The organism is Thermobifida halotolerans, from assembly GCF_003574835.2.
Lineage (GTDB): Bacteria > Actinomycetota > Actinomycetes > Streptosporangiales > Streptosporangiaceae > Thermobifida > Thermobifida halotolerans.
This window is the reverse complement of record NZ_CP063196.1, coordinates 1,934,921-1,954,296: the sequence shown is the minus strand read 5'-3', so window position 1 is coordinate 1,954,296 and position 19,376 is coordinate 1,934,921. Positions and strand designations below refer to the sequence as shown.

Genomic DNA, 19,376 nt, shown 5'->3' with positions numbered 1-19,376 from the left:
TCAGCGGCCCCGGCGGCGCCGGTTGCGGAGCAGGACGGGACACCGAACCGGAGCGACGGACACCGGGAGGGAGGACGGGGACGGTCCGACGTCAGGAGCTTCTGCGGTTCCTCGACGCCCCTGCGCGCCGTCCCGGGCTGCCCTGGGGGCGGCCGGGACGGCGGCCACGGCGCCGGGTCCGCGCCGGACTCAGCGCCGGTAGTGGCGCACGGCCGCGGCGGTGAGCCCGCCCAGCGCCGCCGCCGCGGCGAGGCGGCGCACGGCGGTACGGCGCCCGCCGTGCCAGTCCCCGCGCACCGCCCCGGTCCCCGGAGTCGGCCGGTAGAGGATGCCGCTGGTGACGGCCGCCGGTTCGGTGCGCGACAGTTGGGCGCGGTCCGCCTGCGCTCCCATGATCCGCTCGGTCGTTCCCGGAACGGTCCTGGACAGGGCGACCACGCCGCGGCCGGGGCCGACGACGATCTCGCGGCGCGGCCACCGGACCAGGTTGACGATGGCGCGGGCCACGTGCTCGGGGGTGTGGACCGGCGGCATCGCCCGCACCCTGCGTCCGGTGTGGTTCGCGGCGTGGTCGAAGAACGGCGTGTCGATCGTGACCGGAAGTACGCTGCACACGTGGATCCCGCGGTCGCCTTCGAGGCGGAGTTCCTGGCGGAGGCTGGCGCTGAGCGCGCGCACGGCGAACTTCGTCGCGGAGTAGGCGTGGTTGTAGGGCTGGGCCACCACGCCGGCGACCGAGGAGATGTTGACCAGGACGCCACGTCCCCGCTCGCGCATGCGGGGCAGGGCGGCCCGGGTACCGTGGACGCAGCCCATCAGGTTCACGTCCACGACCCGGCGGAAGTCCACCAGCGGTATCCGGGAGAACGGTCCGAACACGGCCGCGGCGGCGGCGTTCACCCACACGTCGATCCGCCCGAACTCCTCGACCGTCCGCCGTGCCAGCGTCTCGACGCTTTCGGGGTCGGCCACGTCGGTGGGGACCGCGAGGGCCCGGCCGCCGCGGGCCCGGCACTCCAGGACGACCTCGCCCAGCGCCTCCTCGCCCCGGGCCGCCGCCACCACGGCGGCGCCTCTCCCGGCGAGGGCCAGCGCGGTGGCCCGTCCGATTCCGCTGGATGCGCCGGTGACGACGGCGACGCGGTCCTTGACCCGCACGGAAACCACTCCTCCCGGTGTCGGCGGCGCTCGTGTCGGACACGGCTGACGGGAGCGCGGCTACCCTTCGCCCCCGCGCGCAAACGGCCGGTCGACGCGGTCCCTCATGCGGAATCCCGCTTCCCGGTGTCCGCCTCCCGGACGCGGTGGCGTCTCGGAGGGGGCACGCCGGGGCCGGAGGAGGGCGGACGGACGTCGCTGACGACCACGCCGCTTCGGGGACGGGCCGGGACGCGCCGCAGCGAGATCGTCAGATCCTGCTCGGGAACGCCGTAGTCCAGACGCGCCAGCCGGGACACGAGGGCCTGGAGCAGCGCGACGGTGACGGCCTCGCCCGGACACCGGTGGTTGGCGCGCGGATCACCGCCGCCCTGGGGAACCAGTTCGTCGCGTCCGGGCGGTCGGCCGAGGAAGCGCTGCGGGTCGAAGACGTAGGGGTCGTCCCACAGGTCGGGGTCGTGGTTCTGCCCGTACAGGTCGAGCAGCACGAGCGCGCCCGCGGGGATCGGCTCGCCGTTCCACGACAGGTCGTCGACCGCCCGGCCGCCGACGAACGGCGCGAACGGGTAGAAGCGGCGGACCTCGTGGACGAACGCCTCCGCGTACTCCGCTCCGCCCTCGCGCAACCGCTCCCTCTGCTCCGGCCACAGGTGCAGCGCGTGCGCGGAGAAGGAGACGAACCAGCAGACCGCGACGGTCGGGCGGATGATGTTGAGCAGTTCCACCGCGGCCGTGTGCGGGTCCAGCGACCGTCCCTCGGCGTCGCGGTGCCGCGCCACCACGTCGACCGCCGAACCCTCCGCGGCGGTGACCGCGCCGGAGCGCACCTGCTTCACCAGCCGCGCCAGCCAGACCTCCCTGCGGTGGCGCGCCCGCCGGGCACGCCAGTGGCGCGGTCCCACAGTGGCGAAACCGTCGACCATGGACACCAGGTCGCGGGCCAGTGGCGCCACGTCGGCCTCGTTGAGAGGCAGCCCCACCCACGCGCAGACCCCCCGGGTGAGCGCCCGGCTCGCCTCGTCGAACAGCACGATCCGCGGCCGCTCCGGCCACGCCGCGACCGCCTCGTCCCACGCGGCGGTGACGTGGTCGACCAGCGCGGCGATGCCGTCGGGGTCCGCGAGCAGGGACAGGAGCATCGCCTTGCGCACGCGGCGCGCCTCCCCGTCGAGGGTGTGCACCGCGTCGTGGCCGAACAGCGTGCTCAGCACCGGCTCGGGAATGGCCGTGCGCCGACGCACATGGCGCTCGTCGTAGAAGAACCGCACCGCCTCCGGACCGCGCAGACCCACCGCGTGCTGGCCCAGCACGCGGGCGCGGACCATGCCTCCGGCCGCGCGGCGTCGACGGTCGGGCAGCCAGGCGTAGCCTTCGGCCAGCATGGCCAGGGTGCTGTCGAGGACAGGGACACGATAGGGCTTCATGTGGCTGCGCACTGCCCGTGGATGTCCGCGTCGAAACCCGGCGCGGCTGCGGGAGAACTCCGCGGAGGCGGACGAGCCGTCGCGGGCGCGCTGTTTGCCGCCGGTCTTTCCGGCAAGTGCGGAAAGGCATGCCGCCGATGCGTGCGGTCACCGCCGGGGTACTGGGGAGGGGACGCCGGGATGGGCGGCGAACCGAAGGTGACGGTCCACGGCGACGCGGTGTTCCAGCGACGCGAGTGGCGGGTGGAGCGGGGCGCGTGGGCGCTGGCCGCGGTGCTGATCGCCTTGGCGCTGCTGGGGCTGTTCGGTGCCGGTCCGCTGAGCTGGACCGGCGCGGGAAGCCCCGACGGGCTGGTACACGCGGAGTACGAGCGGTTCACCCGCGAGCGCGGTCCCACCACCCTGGAGGTACGCATCGCCCCCGAGGCCGCACAGCAGGGGCGGATCCGCTTGGGGGTCTCCCAGGACTACCTGGAGGCGTTCATGGTCCAAAGCATCACGCCGCAGCCGTCGACCGTGGTCGGCGGCACCGACACGCTGGTCTACGAATTCGAGGTCGATCGGCCCGACACGCCCCTGACGGTCACCTTCAACCTTCAGGGCGAGCAGATGTGGCTGCACCAGGGGGAACTCGGCGTCGAGGGATCTGCTCCGGTGCGGTTCCGGCAGTTCGTCTATCCCTGACATGGAGGAGAAACCGGTGGACTCCGTCCTGCGCGCCCTCGCCGTCTACGTCATTCTGCTGGTGATCTTCCGCCTCGCCGGAAAACGCAGCATGGCCCAGATCACCACTTTCGACCTGCTGCTGCTCCTGGTCGTCTCCGAGGCCACCCAGCAGGCGCTGCTGGGCGACGACTTCTCGCTCACCAACGCCACGCTGGTGATCCTCACCCTGGTGGCCGTCGAACGCGGCTCCGACTTCCTGCGGTGGCGGTTCCGCTGGTTCACCAGGGTGACGCAGAGCGTGCCGGTGGTGCTGGTGAGCCGGGGACAGATGCTGCGTGAGCCGATGGCCAGGCACCACATCAACGAGAGCGAGATCCTGGCGGCCGCCCGCAGCAGCCAGGGCATCTCCAGCATGGCCCAGATCGACTACGCCATCCTGGAGCAGTCGGGAACCATCAGCGTCCTGCCCAAGAGCCAGACCCGCCAGCAGTAGTCCCGGCGGACCGGCGTATCCGCGTGCCGGAGCGCGTTTTTTGCCGCCGCGGCGCACTGAGCTCGCATAACAGGTCACGGGTACGGGCAGAGGAGCGGAAAGAACCGCATCGGACCGAGGGGGCGGCAATGGCCGAGCAGTCCGGATCCTCACCAGACCCGCGCGAGCCCGAGGAGCGCTCCGAACAGCACGGCGAGCCCGAACAGGGCGGGGGCCGACCGGGCATGACCCCGATCGACCATCCGTACGCGGGACGTCCCGACGTCCCCGAGGGCGACGAGCAGTTGCCCGGAGAGTGGGAGAAGAAGGACGAGCCGACCGTGCCGGAGCGCCGGGGCCGCCCCTACGGCGTCGCCTAGGGGCGTTCTCCGGACGGCGTGCCCGCCGGATCCGACCGTGCCCGCGCGGTCCGACCCGGCCACGGGGAGGCGCCGCAACGAGAGGAATAACCGGTGGGCGGCGTTGTTGTAATCGGTGATCGTAGATTTTCTGTGCACGTGTTCGACGCTCGCGGAAGTCGAGGCGGGCGGTTGTCTGACCAGGGATGGTGGGGCGCGCCGCGGTTCGAGTGCGATCGGGGTCCGCGCTGCGGGCCCGCAACCCAGCAACCTGTCAGGAGACAGACATGACCCAGGGAACCGTCAAGTGGTTCAACGGTGACAAGGGCTACGGCTTCATCAGCCAGGACGAAGGCGGCCCCGACGTGTTCGTGCACTACAGCAACATCGTCGGCGCCGGTTTCCGCAACCTTGACGAGAACCAGCGCGTGGAGTTCGAGATCGCGCAGGGCCCGAGGGGCCTGCAGGCCGAGCAGGTCCGCGTCCTGTAGGACACACGCGCCGCGGACGCGGCCGGTGTGTCTCGGATTCCGCCGCCCCACTCCCGGACCGGGAGTGGGGCGGCGCTGTGTCTGCGGGGATCATCCCCGTCTGCTCCGGTGGTCCGCCCGCGCCGTCCCCGCCGGGACGGACGCGGAGCGCGGGCGGTGCCCGTCCTCCCGCGCCCGTTCCGCGCCGCGGAACGTGGCGCGGTAGGCGCTGGGGGAGACGCCGATGTGGGCGTGCATGTGCTGACGCAGCGAGGCCGCGGTGCCGAACCCCGACTCGGCGGCGACCTGCTCGACCGGAAGGTCGGTCTCCTCCAGCAGGGTGCGGGCGTGGTCGATCCGCTGGTGGGTCAGCCACCGCAGCGGGGACAGGCCGGTCTCCTCCCGGAACCGGCGGGTGAGGGTGCGCACGCTCATCGACGCCTGCTCGGCCAGGTCGCGCAGGGTGAGGGGACGGTCGAGGCGCCGCAGCGCCCAGGCGCGGACCGCGCCGATGGGAGAGTGCGGCGGGTCGGGCACGGGATGCCTGATGAACTGCGCCTGGCCGCCGTCGCGGTGGGGCGGGACGACCGTGCCGCGCGCGACGTCGCCCGCCACCGCCGAACCGTGGTCGCACCGGATCATGTGCAGGCACAGGTCGATTCCCGAGGCGACCCCGGCCGAGGTCAGGACGTCGCCGTCGTCGGTGTAGAGGACGTCGGGCAGCAGGGTGACCTCCGGGTACAGCGCCCGGAACAGCCGCGCGGACTTCCAGTGGGTGGTCGCGCGGCGCCCCTCCAGCAAGCCCGCGTCGGCCAGGACGAAGGAGCCCGTGCAGATCGAGGCGGTGCGGGTCCTGGGGCGGATGCGGGCGAGGGCGTCGGCGAGGGACGCGCTGATCCACCCGCGTCCGCGGGCGTCGTAGTCCTCGGTGGCGGCCGGGACGACGACGGTGTCGGCCTCCTCCAGGGCCTCGGGGCCGTGGGCGACGGTGACGGTGAAGTCGGCGTCGGTGGCGACCTCGCCGGGCGCCAGCGCGCACGTGGCCACCTCGTACAGCGGTGCTCCGGTGGCGGGGTCGACGGCCTGGCCGAACAGCCGGTGCACGATGCCGAACTCGATGGGCAGGGCGCCGTGGCGGACGAGGACGGCGACCCGGTGGCGGCCGGGGCGGGTGAAGACGGACATGGCCGGATTCTTTCGCATGCTGGCTTTCGGGCCACTGTCGGCTCCGTGGTGTCTGCCGCAGGATCGTCGGTGTGATGCCGGAGGCGGCGGCCGGTCCTGTTCCGCCGCACGTGCGGAGCAGGGGAGTGGAACGGTGAAGGTGCTGTGGTTGTTCGCCCATCCGGAGCGGCGTTCGCTGGGCGGGGCGCTCAGGGACGAGGGACTGCGCGCACTCGACGACCTCGGACACGACCACCGGCAGTCCGACCTGTACGCGATGGGCTGGAATCCGGTGGTCAGCGGCGCGGACTTCGGTCACGACCCCGCGGAGCGGCTGGTGGTGGGCGAGGCCTCCCGACGGGCGTGGGAGTCGGGGCGGCTGAGCGCGGACGTCCGCGCCGAGCAGGACAAGCTCGCCTGGGCCGACACGCTGGTCGTGCAGTTCCCGCTGTGGTGGTACGGGATGCCCGCCATCCTCAAGGGCTGGTTCGACCGCGTCTTCGTCAAGGGGTTCGCCTACGGGGTCACCGATCCCGCCCGTCCGGGCCGCTCTCTGCGCTACGGGGAGGGGCGGCTGGCCGGGAAGCGCGCGATGGTCGTGGTGACGGCGGGAGCCCGGGAGAGCTCCCTGGGGCCGCGCGGGATCAACGGCGACATCGGCGAACTGCTGTTCCCGCTGCAGCACGGCACCCTGTGGTACACGGGGATGTCGGTGGTCGCCCCTCTCGTCGTCCCCGGCGCGGACCGCGCCGGGGACGCGGACTTCGCGGAGTACGCCGCGCGCCTGCGGAACCGGCTGCGCACGCTGGAGACCGAAGCGCCCGTGGCCTTCCGCCACCAGAACCGCGGCGACTACGACGACGACCTGGTGCTGCGCCCCCACCTCGCCCCGGGGCGCCGCGGACTGGGAGTGCACCGCGCGGAGTGAGCGGCCGAGCCCGACGGCGGCGGATCGGGGCGGGCGTGCACCTCGGAGGCGACGCGTTGGCCGATCTCGCCGCGTTGACCCCCACCGGGATCCGGCCCGGTGGGGGTGGTCCGACTCCGGTCAGTCGCCGGCGTTGGAGCAGAGCATCTGGGGAAGGATCTGCTTGCAGGTGTCGCACGACGGGACGACGTCGATCGTCGACCATTTGGTGCCGCGTTCCCCGGTTCCGAAGTCCCGCCAGAACATCTCGCTGAGATCGATCCTCCCGACCTTCTCTCCCGCCGCGCTCGCTTCGGTGAAGATCTGGTCGAGCAGTTTCTGCGCCGCGCAGGATCCCGCGGGGTAGTCCTTGTCCCTTCGCTGCGGAGTGTGGACCGGAGCGAAGTACCTCCCCCGGATGTCGATGATCTTCCCCCGCGCGTCCAGCGCGTTGTTCGTGTCCACCACCGTGAGGTCCTTGGGCAGCCGGGAGTGGTTGATCCACCGGAGGAAGATCCCCGGCCCCGGGCCGGAGAGGGTGGCGTACTTCCGCACCCGCGTGCCGATGGTGGCCACCGCGGTTCCCATCATGCTCCTCGAGTAGACCTTCTCCTCCCCGGCCTGAGTGCGGGAGGTCGCGAGTGCCAGGTAGGCCTCACGGAGGTTGTGGCTCTCCATGGTCTCCCGGGACAGGTCGTCGAGTGTCCGGACGAAGCTCTCGAGCAGCCGCTGACTCCCTCCGTCGGAGGGGATCCACCGGACCTCGTGGGTGTCCGGCGACCTCTCGCAGCGCGGGCACGTGCTCAGGACGTCGTTGGTCCCGCCGTACTTCTGTGTCCTTTCCGGATTCATTCCGGGCTCCTCTGGTTTTCGGCATCAGCCCGACAGCGGGGAGACGCTGACTCCTCCTGTGCTCGATACCCGGTTGTTCGGCGTGCGACGAGGATCTCGACCGGAGAACCCGGTTCGGGGAGCCGCCAAGAACACCCGGGATCCGGCCTGTTCTCTTTTCCGGCGGTTTCCGGTTCTTCGGCCGGGGAACCGCCCCCCGGCCCGGAGGCCCGGCGCTCCTCCCACCGGTAGGTGCCGAACGCCGGGTGGCCGTTGGCCCGGGGCGCCAGGAAGCGCCGCCGTTCCCGCAGCGGCCCCACCGGACGGCCGAAGGCCGCACCGGACCGGGGCGCGCACCGGTCCCGACCGGCCGCCCCCGCTCACCCCGTATTCCGAGCGGCGGAGTCGAGGAGACGGCGGTACATGCGCTGCCGGGCGGCGTTGCGCCGCCGCAGCCGGAAGTCCCAGGGGCCGGAGTAGGCGTACTCGGCGACGCGGTCGGCGTCGGCGCAGAGGCTTGCGAAGGTGGGAAGCGTGGTCGGGGTCAGTTCGCCGCGTCCGGCCACGGCGGCCGTGTAGTCGTCGCGGCGGTACAGCCAAATACGCGCCTCCTCCGAATCGAACGGTCGCTCCCGCAGGCGCAGCAGGGCGGCTTCGGCTCCGGGCGGACCGGTCCAGGCCCCGTCGGGGCCGCGCTCGTTGTCGAAGTGGGCGGCACCGGACTGGTCGACGACGGTGATCCGGTGCACGTGCGGGCTCGCCTCGCAGGCCGCCACGGTCCGCGGGCACATGCGGTAGCCGAGGTCATGCGCGTTGGCGGGGGTCCACCGGTTGACCACAGAGCCGGGGGAGAGGTAGCGGTTGACCGAGTCGAGCCGGCTGACCTCCTCGCGCACACCGATGGCGACGACCTCGACGCGGTATCCCGCACCGGCGAAGCGCTCCGCGGTGGCGAGGGTTGTCCGCGGATCGCGGAAGGTCCCCTCCAGCAGGAGACTGTGGCGGTTGTCGAGGGCGTGGCCGATACACATCCGCACCCAGGCGCCGCAGGCCTGGGCCGTGGCGTTGGGCATGGCCAGCGGATCCTGCCGCATCAGGTCGCTGTGGTGGGGGTGGAACGCGCGCAGGCGGTCCCCGGTCACCGGGACGAGGTCGGGACGGCGGCGGACGAGGGCGGCCTGCACCCTCGACTTGCCGGCCGCGGGCTGCGCTCCGAGCAGGACCAGTACGGGGGAGGGGGAGGGGGCGTGTCCGTGGAAGACGAACTCCCTGACCCCGTCGTCCGGGTCCTCGAAGACGCTTTCGAGGTCCTCAGGGGACACGTGGTGGCTCTCGGGGGCGGCGGCCTCGGACAGTCGCCCCCGCAGCGCCGCGATCTCGGAGAGCCAGAGCCTGGTGTGCTGGACGAGGGCGTCGCGGTCGTCGGGGTCCACCGCGCGCCGCCGCTCCTCCACGGCGCGGCGCCTGGTGCGCCAGGTCTGGCCTTCCCCGTCGTCGGCGGCCCGGCGGATCAGCGTGAGGTGGGCACCGCTGAGCTGGGTGGCGGTGCTGTCGAAGACGTCGTAGAGCACCGAGGTGGGGGAGTAGGAGTAGAACGTGGTTTCTGCGGAGGGCGGTTGACGGAGCATGGCGGTGGCCTCCGGTGGTTCGGACGGGCAGCGTGTCGTCCGGGGGCCTCGGTGATGCCGAACGACATGTCCGCCCGTGGTGCCCCGGCGCCTCGGAATTCCAGGACTGTCTTCACCCAAAGAGTCTGCCCGGGCTTCCGGAAAGAGCAAGGGGCCGCTTTTCTGCGGTGTCCGAACGGTGGGCGCGCAGGAACGTGTCGACCGCGCCCCGCCGCGACGGGGCGCGGTTCGGTTCCGGGATCTCCCGGGTTTCCGGGCGGGAACGGGCGGCGGCGGGACCGGTGCGCAGGCGGCCGGGGAGTGAGAGCCGCGCCAGGCGGTCGACCGGGGCGCCGGTGATCCGACACTCGGCTTCCACGGCGCCTACCGGTTCGTCACCGGCTCCGTCCCGGCCTCCCCCGCCGCCACGGTCCTCCTCCCCGGGCACCCGACGAGGCCGTCCGCCCCCGCCGCGGAGCCGGACCGGCAGCCCGGCACCCCGCGACACGAGGACTCCCGCGGCGGGAACCCCCGCCCGGCGCGTCCGGTTCAGGGCCGCAGGTCGGTCCTCGCCTCGCCGGTGTCCGGATCGTACGGGTAGGACAGGTGCTGGTGGACCATCACCCACGCGCCGCCTCTGCGCTCGAACACCCGGGTGCCGCGCGACCAGGTCTCGGCGGCGCCGCCGTCGGCCCGCTCGGTCCTGACCCGGTTGAGGCCCCACGCGACGGCGAGGTCGTCGCGGACCAGGACCCTCAGGTCGGGAACGGTCCAGCTCACCTCGCCGGCACCGGCCTCGTCGAGGCCCCGCGCGCAGACCCGCCGCACCGCCGCCGCTCCGAGGTGCCGCAGCGGCTGGTCGTGCTCGTAGGAGACGACGTCGTCGGCGATCGCGGCCATCAGACCGTCCAGGTTCTTCGCGGCGGTGTCGGCGAACCACCGCCGGTGCAGCGCGCGCACCTCCTCCTCGGCGGCGGTGTCGTCCCGGTCGGCGCCGGTGTCGGCGAACGAGTGGTGCTCGTGGGCGACCACCCAGCGGCCGTCCCGCCTGCGCAGACCGAGTGTGAGCCGCAGGCGCTCGTCCGGGGCGTCGGCGAACCGCTCCGGGGTGCCGCACCGCAGCAGGGCGTGCGCGAACGCGACGTCGTCCCCGGCGGTGACGTCCAGCGACTCGACCTCGAACACCGCGCCCCGCGCCTGCCAGTCGAAGAAGGGCGGCCAGGTTCGCGCGTAGGCGTCCAGCCCGCGCACCCCCTCGTGCGGCGGGGGAACGTCGAACATCACGATGTCCTCGGCGTGGTCGGCGAGCACCCCGTCCAGGTCGCCGTCGTGCACCGCCGCGGCCCAGCGTGAGACCAGGGCGCGGATCTCTTCGTCGGAATTCATGGTCGTCCCGTCCTTTCCGGATCGCAAGGATGCCGTCAGGACAACAACCCGCCGGACCCCCGGAAGTCATCGCTGTCTCCGCGACCGGTCGCCGGAAGTTCCAGCGGCAGGCCGTGGGCCGGGAAGTCGGCGTCCAGGAACGACACCACCTCGGCGATCCGGTCGCCGCGCAGCACCAGCAGGTCCAGCCCGGCCGGGACGTAGCGGGCCCGGCGCTCCTCCCACCGGTAGGTGCCGAACGCCACCTGCCCGTTGGCCCGCGTCGGCAGGAAGCGCCACCGCTCCCGCAGCGGCCCGTCGAGCAGGAAGCCGCGGACACCGCCGCGGCCCTCGTACCAGGCGCGCAGCGGCGGCATCGAGTACCTCGCGTCCTCGGTGAGCAGCGCCACGATGGCGTCGACGTCCCCGGCCTCCCAGGCCGCCGCGTACCGCCGGGCCAGGTCGCGCACTGCCGCGTCGCCCAGCGCGCGCAGGGTCCGCAGTTGGGAGGAGTCGGGCAGCCGCTCGGCGAGGGCCCGGCGGGCCCGTTGCAGGGCGCTGTTGACCGCGGCGACCGTGGTGTCCAGCAAATCGGCGGTCTCCCGGGCGCTGTGGCCGAGGACCTCGCACAGCAGCAGCGCGGCCCGCTGCCGGGCCGACAGGTGCTGCAACGCGGCGACGAACGCCAGTTCCACGCTCTCGCGCACCACGGCGCGGGCCTCCGGGGCCAGCTCGGCCGTCCATCCCAACCTGCGGTCGGGGTACGGTTCCAGCCAGGCGGCCTCGGCCGCCGGCGCGCCCCGCGGGCTCAGGTCGGTGGGCAGTTCGCGCCGCCCGCGCCGCTCGATGAGCGTCAGCGCCCGGTTCGTCGCGATCCGGTACAGCCACGGCCGCAGCGAGCCGCGGTCCTCGAACCGGTCCAGGTGCCGCCAGGCCCGGTCCAGCGTGTCCTGCACGGCGTCGTCGGCGTCGTGGACCGACCCCAGCATGCGGTAGCAGTGCGCGTGCAGCTCGTCCCGCAGCGGCCCCACCAGACGGCCGAAGGCCGCGCCGTCACCGGCCCGAGCCGCGGCCAGCAGATCGGCCGAGGCGGGCTCGTCCCCGCGTCCCGGTTCCATCCCACTCCCTCCGCCTCGTTCCTGTGCGGGCCAGGCTAGGGCAGGGCGCGCTCCCGTGCCCGGAGGCACCGGGCCCGTACCGGCGGACGGGGACGGTCAGGGCTGGGGCTCCGGCGCGGCGGCCACGGAACCGTCCCCGGAGTCCTCGGGGCGTTCCGGACGGGCCAGATCCTCCGGCACGGGCGGGACGGGTTCCTCCAGCCAGGCCCGGGGAAACCGGATGGCCGCCGTCCCCGCCCGGCCGCACCTCCACGCCACCGCCGGTTCACCCCACCCGCTCCGCCGCCTCCGCGACCATCCCGCGCAGCCAGCGGTGCGCCGGGTCGTGGCTGTTCATCGGGTGCCACCACAGGGCCATGACGAGGGGGTCGGGCTCGAACGGGCACTCCAGCACGCGCAGTCCGTCCATGCCGTCCAACCGGTCGACGAGTCCCCGCTGGATCAGTGCGATCCGGTCGGTGCCGCGGACCAGCAGCGGCAGCGCGACGAACCACTCGGCGACCACGCGGACGTTCGGTTCGATTCCCAGGGCCCGCATCTTCCAGTCGGCGGGGGTGTAGGCCGTCGGCCGGTGGAAGGTGAACACCCAGGACAGCTCCGCCAACAGGTCCGGGGTGAGCTTCTCGCCGACCCGTTCGTTGTCCGCCGACACCAGGCACACCCAGTCGTCGGTGTACAGGTCGAGGCAGGGCAGGTCCCTGAGGAAGCCGTGCGGCAGGACCATCGCGTCGAGGGTGCGCAGCGCCTCGGCGGCGTGGTTGACGTCCGCGCTGACCAACTGCTGGATGTGCAGTCTCACACCGGGCGCCCGCTCCTCGACCAGCCCGGACAGCGCGTCCCCCAGCATCGTCAGCGAGTAGTCCGACATGGCCACGACGAACTCCCGTTCCGAGACGGCCGGGTCGAAGTGGGGCTGGGCGCTGAACACCTGGCGCACGTTGGTGACCGCCAGGTCGGTGCGTTCGACGAGCTGCGCGGCCAGCGGGGTCAGCACGTAGGAGTTGCCCACCCGGGTCAGCAGTTCGTCGTCGAAGTGCCGCCGCAGTCGCCCCAGCGCCGCGCTCACCGCGGGCTGGCTCACCCCCAGGCGGGCCGCGGCGCGGGTGACGCTGCGCTCCCGCAGCAGGGCCTGGAGCGTGACCAGCAGGTTCAGGTCCACGTTGGCGAGCCGCATCGCCCTCCTCGCGTTCGGCACATAACCGTGGCTGATATGCGCCATTAGCGGTTTCGTCTTCCCTGATACTGCCCGTCCGCGTCATCGTGATGCAAGTCACTCGAAGGGAGGGCCGGTGGAGACCGGGACCGATCTGGCCGGGGCCGAACGGGCCATCGCCGAAGCCGCGGCCGCCTACTCGAACTGGGGCCGGTGGGGCGACGACGACGTCCTCGGCACCCTCAACTTCATCGACGACGCCAAACGCGCCCACGCCGCGCGCCTGGTGCGCCGGGGCGCGGTCTTCTCGCTGGCGCAGCGCTTCGACGCCGAAGGCCCGCAGAAGGGCTGGCGGCGCCGCACGAACCCGGTGCACACGATGCTGGACACCGGCCTGGACGCGGCCGCGGGCGTGCAGGGCTTCCCGCACGGCTTCGGCGGCGCCGACGACGTCATCGCCATGCCGCTGCAGTGCTCCACCCAGTGGGACGGCCTCGGCCACATCTTCGACCACGGCCGCGCCTGGAACGGCCGCCCCGCCGAGAAGGTCGTCACCAGCGAGGGCGACCAGGTCACCGGGATCGAGACCGCCGCCGCGGCGATCGTCGGCCGGGGCGTGCTGCTGGACGTGGGCCGGGCGGTGGGCGAGGCCGGGGAACTGCCCGACGGCTTCGCGATCACCGAACGGCACCTCGCCGAGACGATCGCCCGCCAGGGCGGGACCGCGCGGGTGGGGCGCGGCGACATCGTGTGCGTGCGCACCGGCCAGCTCACCCGGGCCCGCCGCGACGGCTGGGGCGACTACGCGGGCGGAGCGGCCCCCGGACTGTCGTTCAGCACCGCCGACTGGCTGCACCGCACCGAGATCGCCGCCGTCGCCACCGACACCTGGGGCTTCGAGGTGCGCCCCAACGAGTTCGACCACGCCTTCCAGCCCCTGCACCAGGTCGCCATCCCCAACATCGGACTGTTCATCGGCGAGATGTGGGACCTGGACGCGCTGGCCGCCGACTGCGCCTCCGACGGCGTCTACGAGTTCTGGCTCACCGCCGTGCCGCTGCCGATCACCGGCGCCGTCGGCTCCCCCGTCAACCCCGTCGCCGTGAAATGAGGACCCCGTGCCCGCTGTGAACACCGTACTGATCGTCGGCGGAGGAACCGCCGGATGCTCGCTCGCCGTCCTGCTGGCCCGTGCCGGGGTCAGAGTCGAGATCGCGGAGATCAAGACGGACTGGACCGTGCACGGTTCCGGCATCACGCTGCAGGGCAACGCCCTGCGGGTGCTGCGCGAACTCGACGTGCTGCCCCAGGTGCTGGAGAGCGGGTGCGCCTTCGACGTGCTGGGCCTGCGCTCGGCCTCCGGTGAGCTGCTGACGAAGCTGCCGGACTTCCGCACCGGCGGACCCGACCTGCCCGCGACCGTGGGCATGAACCGCCCGAGGCTGGCGGAGATCCTGTCCGAGGCGGCCAGGGCTGCGGGCGCGGAGGTCCGCCTCGGCGTCACGGTCCGGACCCTGGAGCAGGACGACTCGGGTGTGGACGTCGTCTTCACCGACGGCACCGCCGCCCGCTACGACCTGGTCGTGGCCGCCGACGGTATCCGCTCGCACATGCGCTCCCTGCTCGGCTTCGATGTCGAGCCCCGGCCCACCGGGATGTCGATCTGGCGGGTGCACACCCGGCGCCCCGTCGGCCTGGACCACACCGACCTGTGCTACGACGGCCCCTGCTACATCGCCGGATACTGTCCCACCAGCGACGACACCATCTACGCCTACCTGGTGGAAGGCAGCCGGGACCACGCGGACCTCTCCCGCGAGGAGCAGTTGGACCTCGTGCTGCGCCTGGCCGCCTCCTACCACGGTTTCTGGGACGAGATCCGCGCCGGGATGAACGACCCGGCGGCCATCAACCACACGGCGTTCGAGTCGCTGCTGGTGCCCGCCCCGTGGAACCGCGGCCGGGTCGTACTCGTCGGGGACGCCGCGCACGCCTGCCCGCCCACCCTCGCCCAGGGCGCGGCCATGTGCCTGGAGGACGCCTGGGTGCTGGCCGAGCTCCTGCTCTTCGCCGACCGGGTGGACCAGGGGCTGTGGGACCGGTTCACCGCCCGCCGCTTCGACCGGGTCCGTACGGTCGTCGACGGCTCCCTGCAGCTCACCCGGTGGATGCTCGACCGCTCCGCCGACGCCGACGTGCCCGGCCTGATGGCCCGTGTCGCCGGACTGGTCACCGAACCGGCCTGATCCCAGGAGGAGACCCGACCATGACCGACCGCCTCATCACCCACCTGCGGCACCTGGACATCGCGGTGCCCGACTACGCCAAGCAGGTCGAGTTCTACACCAACCTGTGGGGCCTGACCCCGGTCGCCGACGACCGCGACATCACGTTCCTCGCGGCCGAGGGGTCGCCCGAGCAGTACGTCATGCGGCTGCGCAGGGCAGAGGAGAAGCGCCTCGACCTGATCGCGTTCGGCGCGGCCGACCCGCGCTCGGTCGACGCGCTCGCGCAGCGGCTGGCCTCCGCCGGGGTCCCCCTGGTCAGCGAGCCGGGGCCGCTCCAGACCCCCGGGGGCGGCTACGGCTTCCGCTTCTTCGACGTCGACGGCCGCACCGTCGAGGTGTCCAGCGACGTGGCCGTCCGCCGGCACCGCAGGGTCGAGGAGCAGGAGGCCATCCCGGTCAAGCTCTCCCACGTGGTCATCAACTCCCCGGCCCCGGAGCGGACCCGCGCCTTCTACGAGCGGCACCTCGACTTCGCGCTGTCGGACACGCTGACCCATCCCAGGATCGGCGAGGCGATGTACTTCATGCGGTGCAACCCCCAGCACCACAGTCTCGCCATCGCGCGCGGCCCGCACGTCTCCCTGCACCACGCCTCCTTCGAGATGCGCGGCATCGACGAGTACATGCGCGGCACCGGGCGGCTGCTGCGCGCCGGGACCAGGAAGGTGTGGGGGCCGGGGCGGCACCTCGCGGGCAACAACACCTTCTCCTACTTCCTCGACCCGCACGGCAACACCATGGAGTACACCACCGAGCTGGAACTGCTGGACGAGGACACCTGGCACCCCCACCTGTACGACTTCTCCGACCCCCAGGTGAGCGACCAGTGGGGCACCGCCAACCCGATGGACGAGTTCGTGGCGGCCGAGTCCTTCAACGACCCCGACCGGGGCGGGTTCGTCGCTCCGCCCGTGTGACCGTGCTCCGGCCCGGGGCGGGGACCGCGCCGCCACCGCCCCGGGCCCGCGTCATCGGCGCCGACCGGACGGGGAGACGACACGACCGACCTGACCGGAAGGACCGTCGTGGTGACCGGCGCCGAGATCCCCGTCGACGGCGGGTTCAGCGCGCACGGCGGCGCCAAACCCCTGTTTCCCACCCCGCCACGGGAAAAGAACTGAAGACGGTGTTCGAGTACTTTCCGGGCGACTACATGTGGAACCCGGCCGCTGTCGGCGCGCTGAACAGCGGCGCCCGCATCGACGAGGTGGACCGGGCCCGCCGCCCCCCGCGTGAGGCGGCGCGGCGGGGAGAGGGCGCGGGAACGCAGGAGTTCTTCGCGTCCTGGTCGGCCGTGGCCGAACACCTGGTGGAGATGGCCCAGGAAGACGAGGCCGCCGGACGGACCCGCAGCGCCGGGTAGAAGTACGGCCGCGCGGCCCTGTACCGGGCCACGGTCAGACTCCCGGCGCGGGACCGGGCCCAGTCGGTCGTTCTTGCCTACCGGTCCGGTTCGTCGCCCCCTGGTCCCGCAATGCGGCCGTCCCGGCGGGCGGGGCCGGGGCCGCAGGTCGGCCCGCGTCTCGCCGGTGTCCGGATCGTACGGGTAGGACAGGTGCTGGTGCGCCGTCGCCCACGCGCCGCCTCTGCGCTCGAACACCCGGGTGCCGCGCGACCAGGTCCCGACGGTCCGCACACGCGGCCGGACGCCGCGCCGCCGGGCTGCTGCACGGCTGGTCCGACGACTTCGCGGGCGCGGTCGGACCGCTGCCGGAATTCCCGCGCGTCCCGGAGACACCGGATCCCCGACGGCGCCCCGGTGGAAGAGGCCCGGGGACGGGTCCGCACCCCGTCCCCGGGCGGCGGGTCCGGCCCCCGCACAGAACCGGACCCGCCGGGGAGAGGGCTTTCAGCGGTTGAGGTGGATGGTGCGGTGCAGCGGGGTGTCGGTCGAGGAGCGGCCCGCGTGCACCTGGTAGAGGCCGTCGACGAACCGCCACCTTCCCGCCGTCTCGTCCCACACCCTCAGCTCGTCGAGAGCCACCCGCAGCTCCACCCGCCGCAGCTCGCCGGGATCCAGCCGGACCTTGCGGAACGCCTTGAGCTGCTTGGGCGCGGCGTCGGCCGATTCCGGCAGGCCGACGTAGAGCTGCACGACCTCGTGTCCGGCGCGCGCTCCGGTGTTGCGCACGTTCACCTCGGCCACCAGCTCCCCGGCCTCCTGGTCGTGGCGTACGCCCAGGCCGTCGAGCGCGAAGGTGGTGTAGGACAGGCCGTGCCCGAAGCAGAACAGCGGCTGCTGCCCGTTGCGCTGGTAGAAGCGGTAGCCGATGTCGGACCCTTCGGAGTGGTCGACCCTGCCGTCCACCCCGGGGTAGGTCTGCGGAGTGGAGCCCGGCCCCTGCGACTCGTCCGCGGGGAAGGTGACGGGAAGCCGCCCGGCCGGATCGGCGTCGCCGAACAGGACCGAGGCGAGGGCGGTGCCCATGCCCCGCCCTCCGTACCAGGTCTGCACCACCGCGGCGACGTCGTCCAGCCACGGCATGAGGACCGGGCCGTCGGTGTTGAGCACGACCACGGTGCTGCTGTTGACGGCGGCGACCGCGCTGATCAGGGCGTCCTGGTCGCCGGGGAGGGCGAGGGAGGTGTGGTCCATGTTCTCCCCGGCCACCCGGTTGACCATGACGACGGCCACGTCGGCGTCGCGGGCCGCCTCGACCGCCCCGTCGATCACCGAGACGGGCTGCCAGCCCAGGTGCAGGCCCACGGCGCCGAGGAAGGAGCCCTCGTTGGTGTACTCCACGGTCACGTCCACGCCGCGGCCCTCGGTCAGCTCGACCGTTCCCTGCAGGGGGTAGGTGTGGGGGCCGAACATGAAGTCCTGGCTGGGGCGGACGCCCTCGGCCACGGTCCGTCCGTCGACGACCAGCTTCGCGCGTCCCGTGAACAGCAGCGAGAACCGGCACAGCCCGGTGGCCGGCGGCGTCAGGGTGCCCGTCCAGCGGGCCGACCAGACCGCGGGAAGCCCGGAGACGGGCGCTGAGTCGAAGTCGAGGGTCGCGGAGGTGCGGGTGGCGACCGGAGAGCCCGACAGGTCGGGGCCGGCGTAGTAGGTTCCCCGCAGGCCGGGCGCGCCGTCGGGGTCGGTCAGGGCGTCGCCGGGGACGGGGTCGAGCGCAACGTCGCCGCGCGTGCCCTGGGCGTGGGTGACGCTGGTCCCGCTTCCGGCGCGGTCGCGGATCGCCTGTAGCGGGGTGGTCCACTCACCCGGCTCCACCCAGGTGGAGCCCTCGATGCCGGTGACCGCCGCCTCGTCGGCGGGACCGATCACCGCGATGCCGCCCACGGACGCGGCCAGCGGCAGGACGCCGTCGTTGGCGAGCAGGACGGTGCCGTGGACGGCGAGGTCGTGGGCGAGTTGCCGGTGCTCGGCGGTGCTCACGACGGCCTGCGGCGCCTCGGGGACGGGGTGGTCGAACAGCCCGCCGGCGAACATGGTGACCAGGATGCGCCGCACGGCGTCGTCGATGCGGTCGGCGGGGACGCTCCCGGCGAGGACCGACGGGCTGATCCACACCGCGTCGGGGCCCAGCCCGGCCAGGTCCACGCCCGCCCGGGCGGCGGCGATCTGGTCGTCGCCGGACATGAAGTCGGGGACGACGTAGCCCTCTAGGCCGATGTCGCCCTTCAGGTCGTCGATCAGGTCGGGGTTCTGGGGAGCGTAGACGCCGTTGATCCGCGGATAGGAGGTCATCACCGACGTGTCGGGGAGCACTTCGACGATCGTGCGGAACGGCGCGTGGTAGGTCTCGTGCAGGCCCCTGGCCGAGATGCGGACGTCGACCGTCGTCCGGTCGGCCTCCTGGGTGTAGGCGGAGAAGTGCTTGACCGTGGTGGTGACGTGCTGTTCGCGCATGCCCAGGGCCACCTCGGCCCCGAGGACTCCGGCCAGCAGGGGGTCCTCGCCCATGCCTTCGGCGGCGCGTCCCGCCCGCCAGGTGCGGGCCAGGTCGACGGTCGGGCCGAGAACGGAGTTGAAGGCCTTGCCGCGGACCTCGGCGGCGATGGCGGAGCCGAGCTGACGAAGCAGGTCGGGGGAGAAGGTGGCGGCCTGGGCGAGGGGGACCGGGAAGGCGGTCACCCCCGTCTCGCCGCGCACTCCGGCCGAGGCGTCGGCGAAGGCCGGGCGGGGCACGCCCAGGTCCGCCACGGCGTCGAAGTCGCAGCAGATCAGCGCGGTCTTCTGGTCGGGGGTCATGGCGGCCAGCAGCGCGTCGGCGCGCTCGGCCGCGCTCAGGGCGGTGTCCGTCCAGGGCGGGGAGTCGGCGAGGGCGGCGGAGGGGCGCAGCGGCACGGACGCGGCCAGCGCGGAGAGGGCGGCGGCGGTGAGGAAGGCACGTCGTTCCATGGTGAAGGCTCCGAAGTGTGGGGGGAGCGAGTGGGGGGGCGCCGCG

General features: G+C 73.1%; 18 protein-coding genes. 9 read left to right on the top strand and 9 right to left on the bottom strand.

From position 1 onward, the window contains the following. Positions 1–189: 189 nt before the first annotated feature. Both NI17_RS08645 and NI17_RS08640 read right to left on the bottom strand, forming a co-directional pair. Positions 190–1,158 carry an SDR family oxidoreductase gene (locus NI17_RS08645; protein WP_119267593.1) on the bottom strand — a complete coding sequence of 323 codons (969 nt, stop codon included), beginning with the start codon at positions 1,156–1,158 and terminating at the stop codon, positions 190–192. A gap of 104 nt (positions 1,159–1,262) precedes the next feature. Then, the gene (locus tag NI17_RS08640; protein ID WP_084012637.1) at positions 1,263–2,582 is read right to left on the bottom strand and encodes a cytochrome P450; all 1,320 of its coding nucleotides are present in this window, start codon (positions 2,580–2,582) and stop codon (positions 1,263–1,265) included. 180 nt (positions 2,583–2,762) lie between these two features. Here NI17_RS08640 and NI17_RS08635 point away from each other — a divergent pair, with 180 nt between their 5' ends. From NI17_RS08635 to NI17_RS08620, 4 genes are all read left to right on the top strand, one after another. Further along, positions 2,763–3,266, top strand: a complete 504-nt coding sequence (locus tag NI17_RS08635) for a hypothetical protein (RefSeq protein ID WP_068691825.1) — start codon at positions 2,763–2,765, stop codon at positions 3,264–3,266. A gap of 16 nt (positions 3,267–3,282) precedes the next feature. Beyond that, positions 3,283–3,741: a DUF421 domain-containing protein gene (locus NI17_RS08630; protein ID WP_068691827.1), complete on the top strand. Its 459-nt coding sequence runs from the start codon at positions 3,283–3,285 to the stop codon at positions 3,739–3,741. 128 nt (positions 3,742–3,869) lie between these two features. Continuing rightward, entirely contained in the window at positions 3,870–4,100 is a 231-nt protein-coding gene (locus NI17_RS08625) for a hypothetical protein (RefSeq protein WP_068691829.1), read from the top strand. Between the two features lie 266 nt (positions 4,101–4,366). Next, on the top strand, positions 4,367–4,570 hold the full coding sequence (locus tag NI17_RS08620; protein ID WP_068691831.1) for a cold-shock protein: 204 nt from the start codon (positions 4,367–4,369) through the stop codon (positions 4,568–4,570). 90 nt (positions 4,571–4,660) lie between these two features. Here the strand turns inward: NI17_RS08620 and NI17_RS08615 are convergent, their stop codons facing one another. Then, positions 4,661–5,734, bottom strand: a complete 1,074-nt coding sequence (locus NI17_RS08615) for a GlxA family transcriptional regulator (protein WP_084012638.1) — start codon at positions 5,732–5,734, stop codon at positions 4,661–4,663. 133 nt (positions 5,735–5,867) lie between these two features. Between NI17_RS08615 and NI17_RS08610 the strand changes: the two genes are divergently transcribed. Further along, positions 5,868–6,641, top strand: a complete 774-nt coding sequence (locus tag NI17_RS08610) for an NAD(P)H-dependent oxidoreductase (protein ID WP_068691833.1) — start codon at positions 5,868–5,870, stop codon at positions 6,639–6,641. A 120-nt stretch (positions 6,642–6,761) separates the two neighbouring features. Here the strand turns inward: NI17_RS08610 and NI17_RS08605 are convergent, their stop codons facing one another. The 5 genes from NI17_RS08605 to NI17_RS08585 all read right to left on the bottom strand — a co-directional run bounded on the left by NI17_RS08605 (position 6,762) and on the right by NI17_RS08585 (position 12,715). Then, positions 6,762–7,472 carry a hypothetical protein gene (locus NI17_RS08605; protein ID WP_068691835.1) on the bottom strand — a complete coding sequence of 237 codons (711 nt, stop codon included), beginning with the start codon at positions 7,470–7,472 and terminating at the stop codon, positions 6,762–6,764. A gap of 359 nt (positions 7,473–7,831) precedes the next feature. After that, the gene (locus tag NI17_RS08600; RefSeq protein WP_068691837.1) at positions 7,832–9,079 is read right to left on the bottom strand and encodes a zeta toxin family protein; all 1,248 of its coding nucleotides are present in this window, start codon (positions 9,077–9,079) and stop codon (positions 7,832–7,834) included. 528 nt (positions 9,080–9,607) lie between these two features. Continuing rightward, positions 9,608–10,444 carry a YybH family protein gene (locus NI17_RS08595; protein WP_119267591.1) on the bottom strand — a complete coding sequence of 279 codons (837 nt, stop codon included), beginning with the start codon at positions 10,442–10,444 and terminating at the stop codon, positions 9,608–9,610. A gap of 35 nt (positions 10,445–10,479) precedes the next feature. Beyond that, positions 10,480–11,541, bottom strand: a complete 1,062-nt coding sequence (locus NI17_RS08590) for a sigma-70 family RNA polymerase sigma factor (RefSeq protein ID WP_068691841.1) — start codon at positions 11,539–11,541, stop codon at positions 10,480–10,482. A gap of 265 nt (positions 11,542–11,806) precedes the next feature. Further along, complete coding sequence (locus tag NI17_RS08585; RefSeq protein ID WP_068691843.1) at positions 11,807–12,715, bottom strand: LysR family transcriptional regulator; 909 nt, start codon at positions 12,713–12,715, stop codon at positions 11,807–11,809. 115 nt (positions 12,716–12,830) lie between these two features. Between NI17_RS08585 and NI17_RS08580 the strand changes: the two genes are divergently transcribed. The 4 genes from NI17_RS08580 (at position 12,831) to NI17_RS08565 (ending at position 16,345) form a co-directional block, all read left to right on the top strand. After that, positions 12,831–13,805 (top strand): cyclase family protein, encoded by a 975-nt coding sequence (locus NI17_RS08580; RefSeq protein WP_211329427.1) that lies wholly within the window; start codon positions 12,831–12,833, stop codon positions 13,803–13,805. Between the two features lie 7 nt (positions 13,806–13,812). Continuing rightward, on the top strand, positions 13,813–14,940 hold the full coding sequence (locus tag NI17_RS08575) for an FAD-dependent oxidoreductase (protein ID WP_068694153.1): 1,128 nt from the start codon (positions 13,813–13,815) through the stop codon (positions 14,938–14,940). 20 nt (positions 14,941–14,960) lie between these two features. Further along, a complete protein-coding gene (locus NI17_RS08570; protein ID WP_119267590.1) occupies positions 14,961–15,899 on the top strand; it encodes a VOC family protein in 939 nt (312 codons plus the stop codon). A gap of 209 nt (positions 15,900–16,108) precedes the next feature. Beyond that, a complete protein-coding gene (locus tag NI17_RS08565; RefSeq protein WP_068694155.1) occupies positions 16,109–16,345 on the top strand; it encodes a hypothetical protein in 237 nt (78 codons plus the stop codon). A gap of 486 nt (positions 16,346–16,831) precedes the next feature. On the opposite strand, the gene NI17_RS08560 is transcribed toward NI17_RS08565, so the two are convergent. Then, positions 16,832–19,330 carry a glycoside hydrolase family 3 protein gene (locus NI17_RS08560; RefSeq protein WP_068694157.1) on the bottom strand — a complete coding sequence of 833 codons (2,499 nt, stop codon included), beginning with the start codon at positions 19,328–19,330 and terminating at the stop codon, positions 16,832–16,834. Positions 19,331–19,376 lie beyond the last annotated feature (46 nt).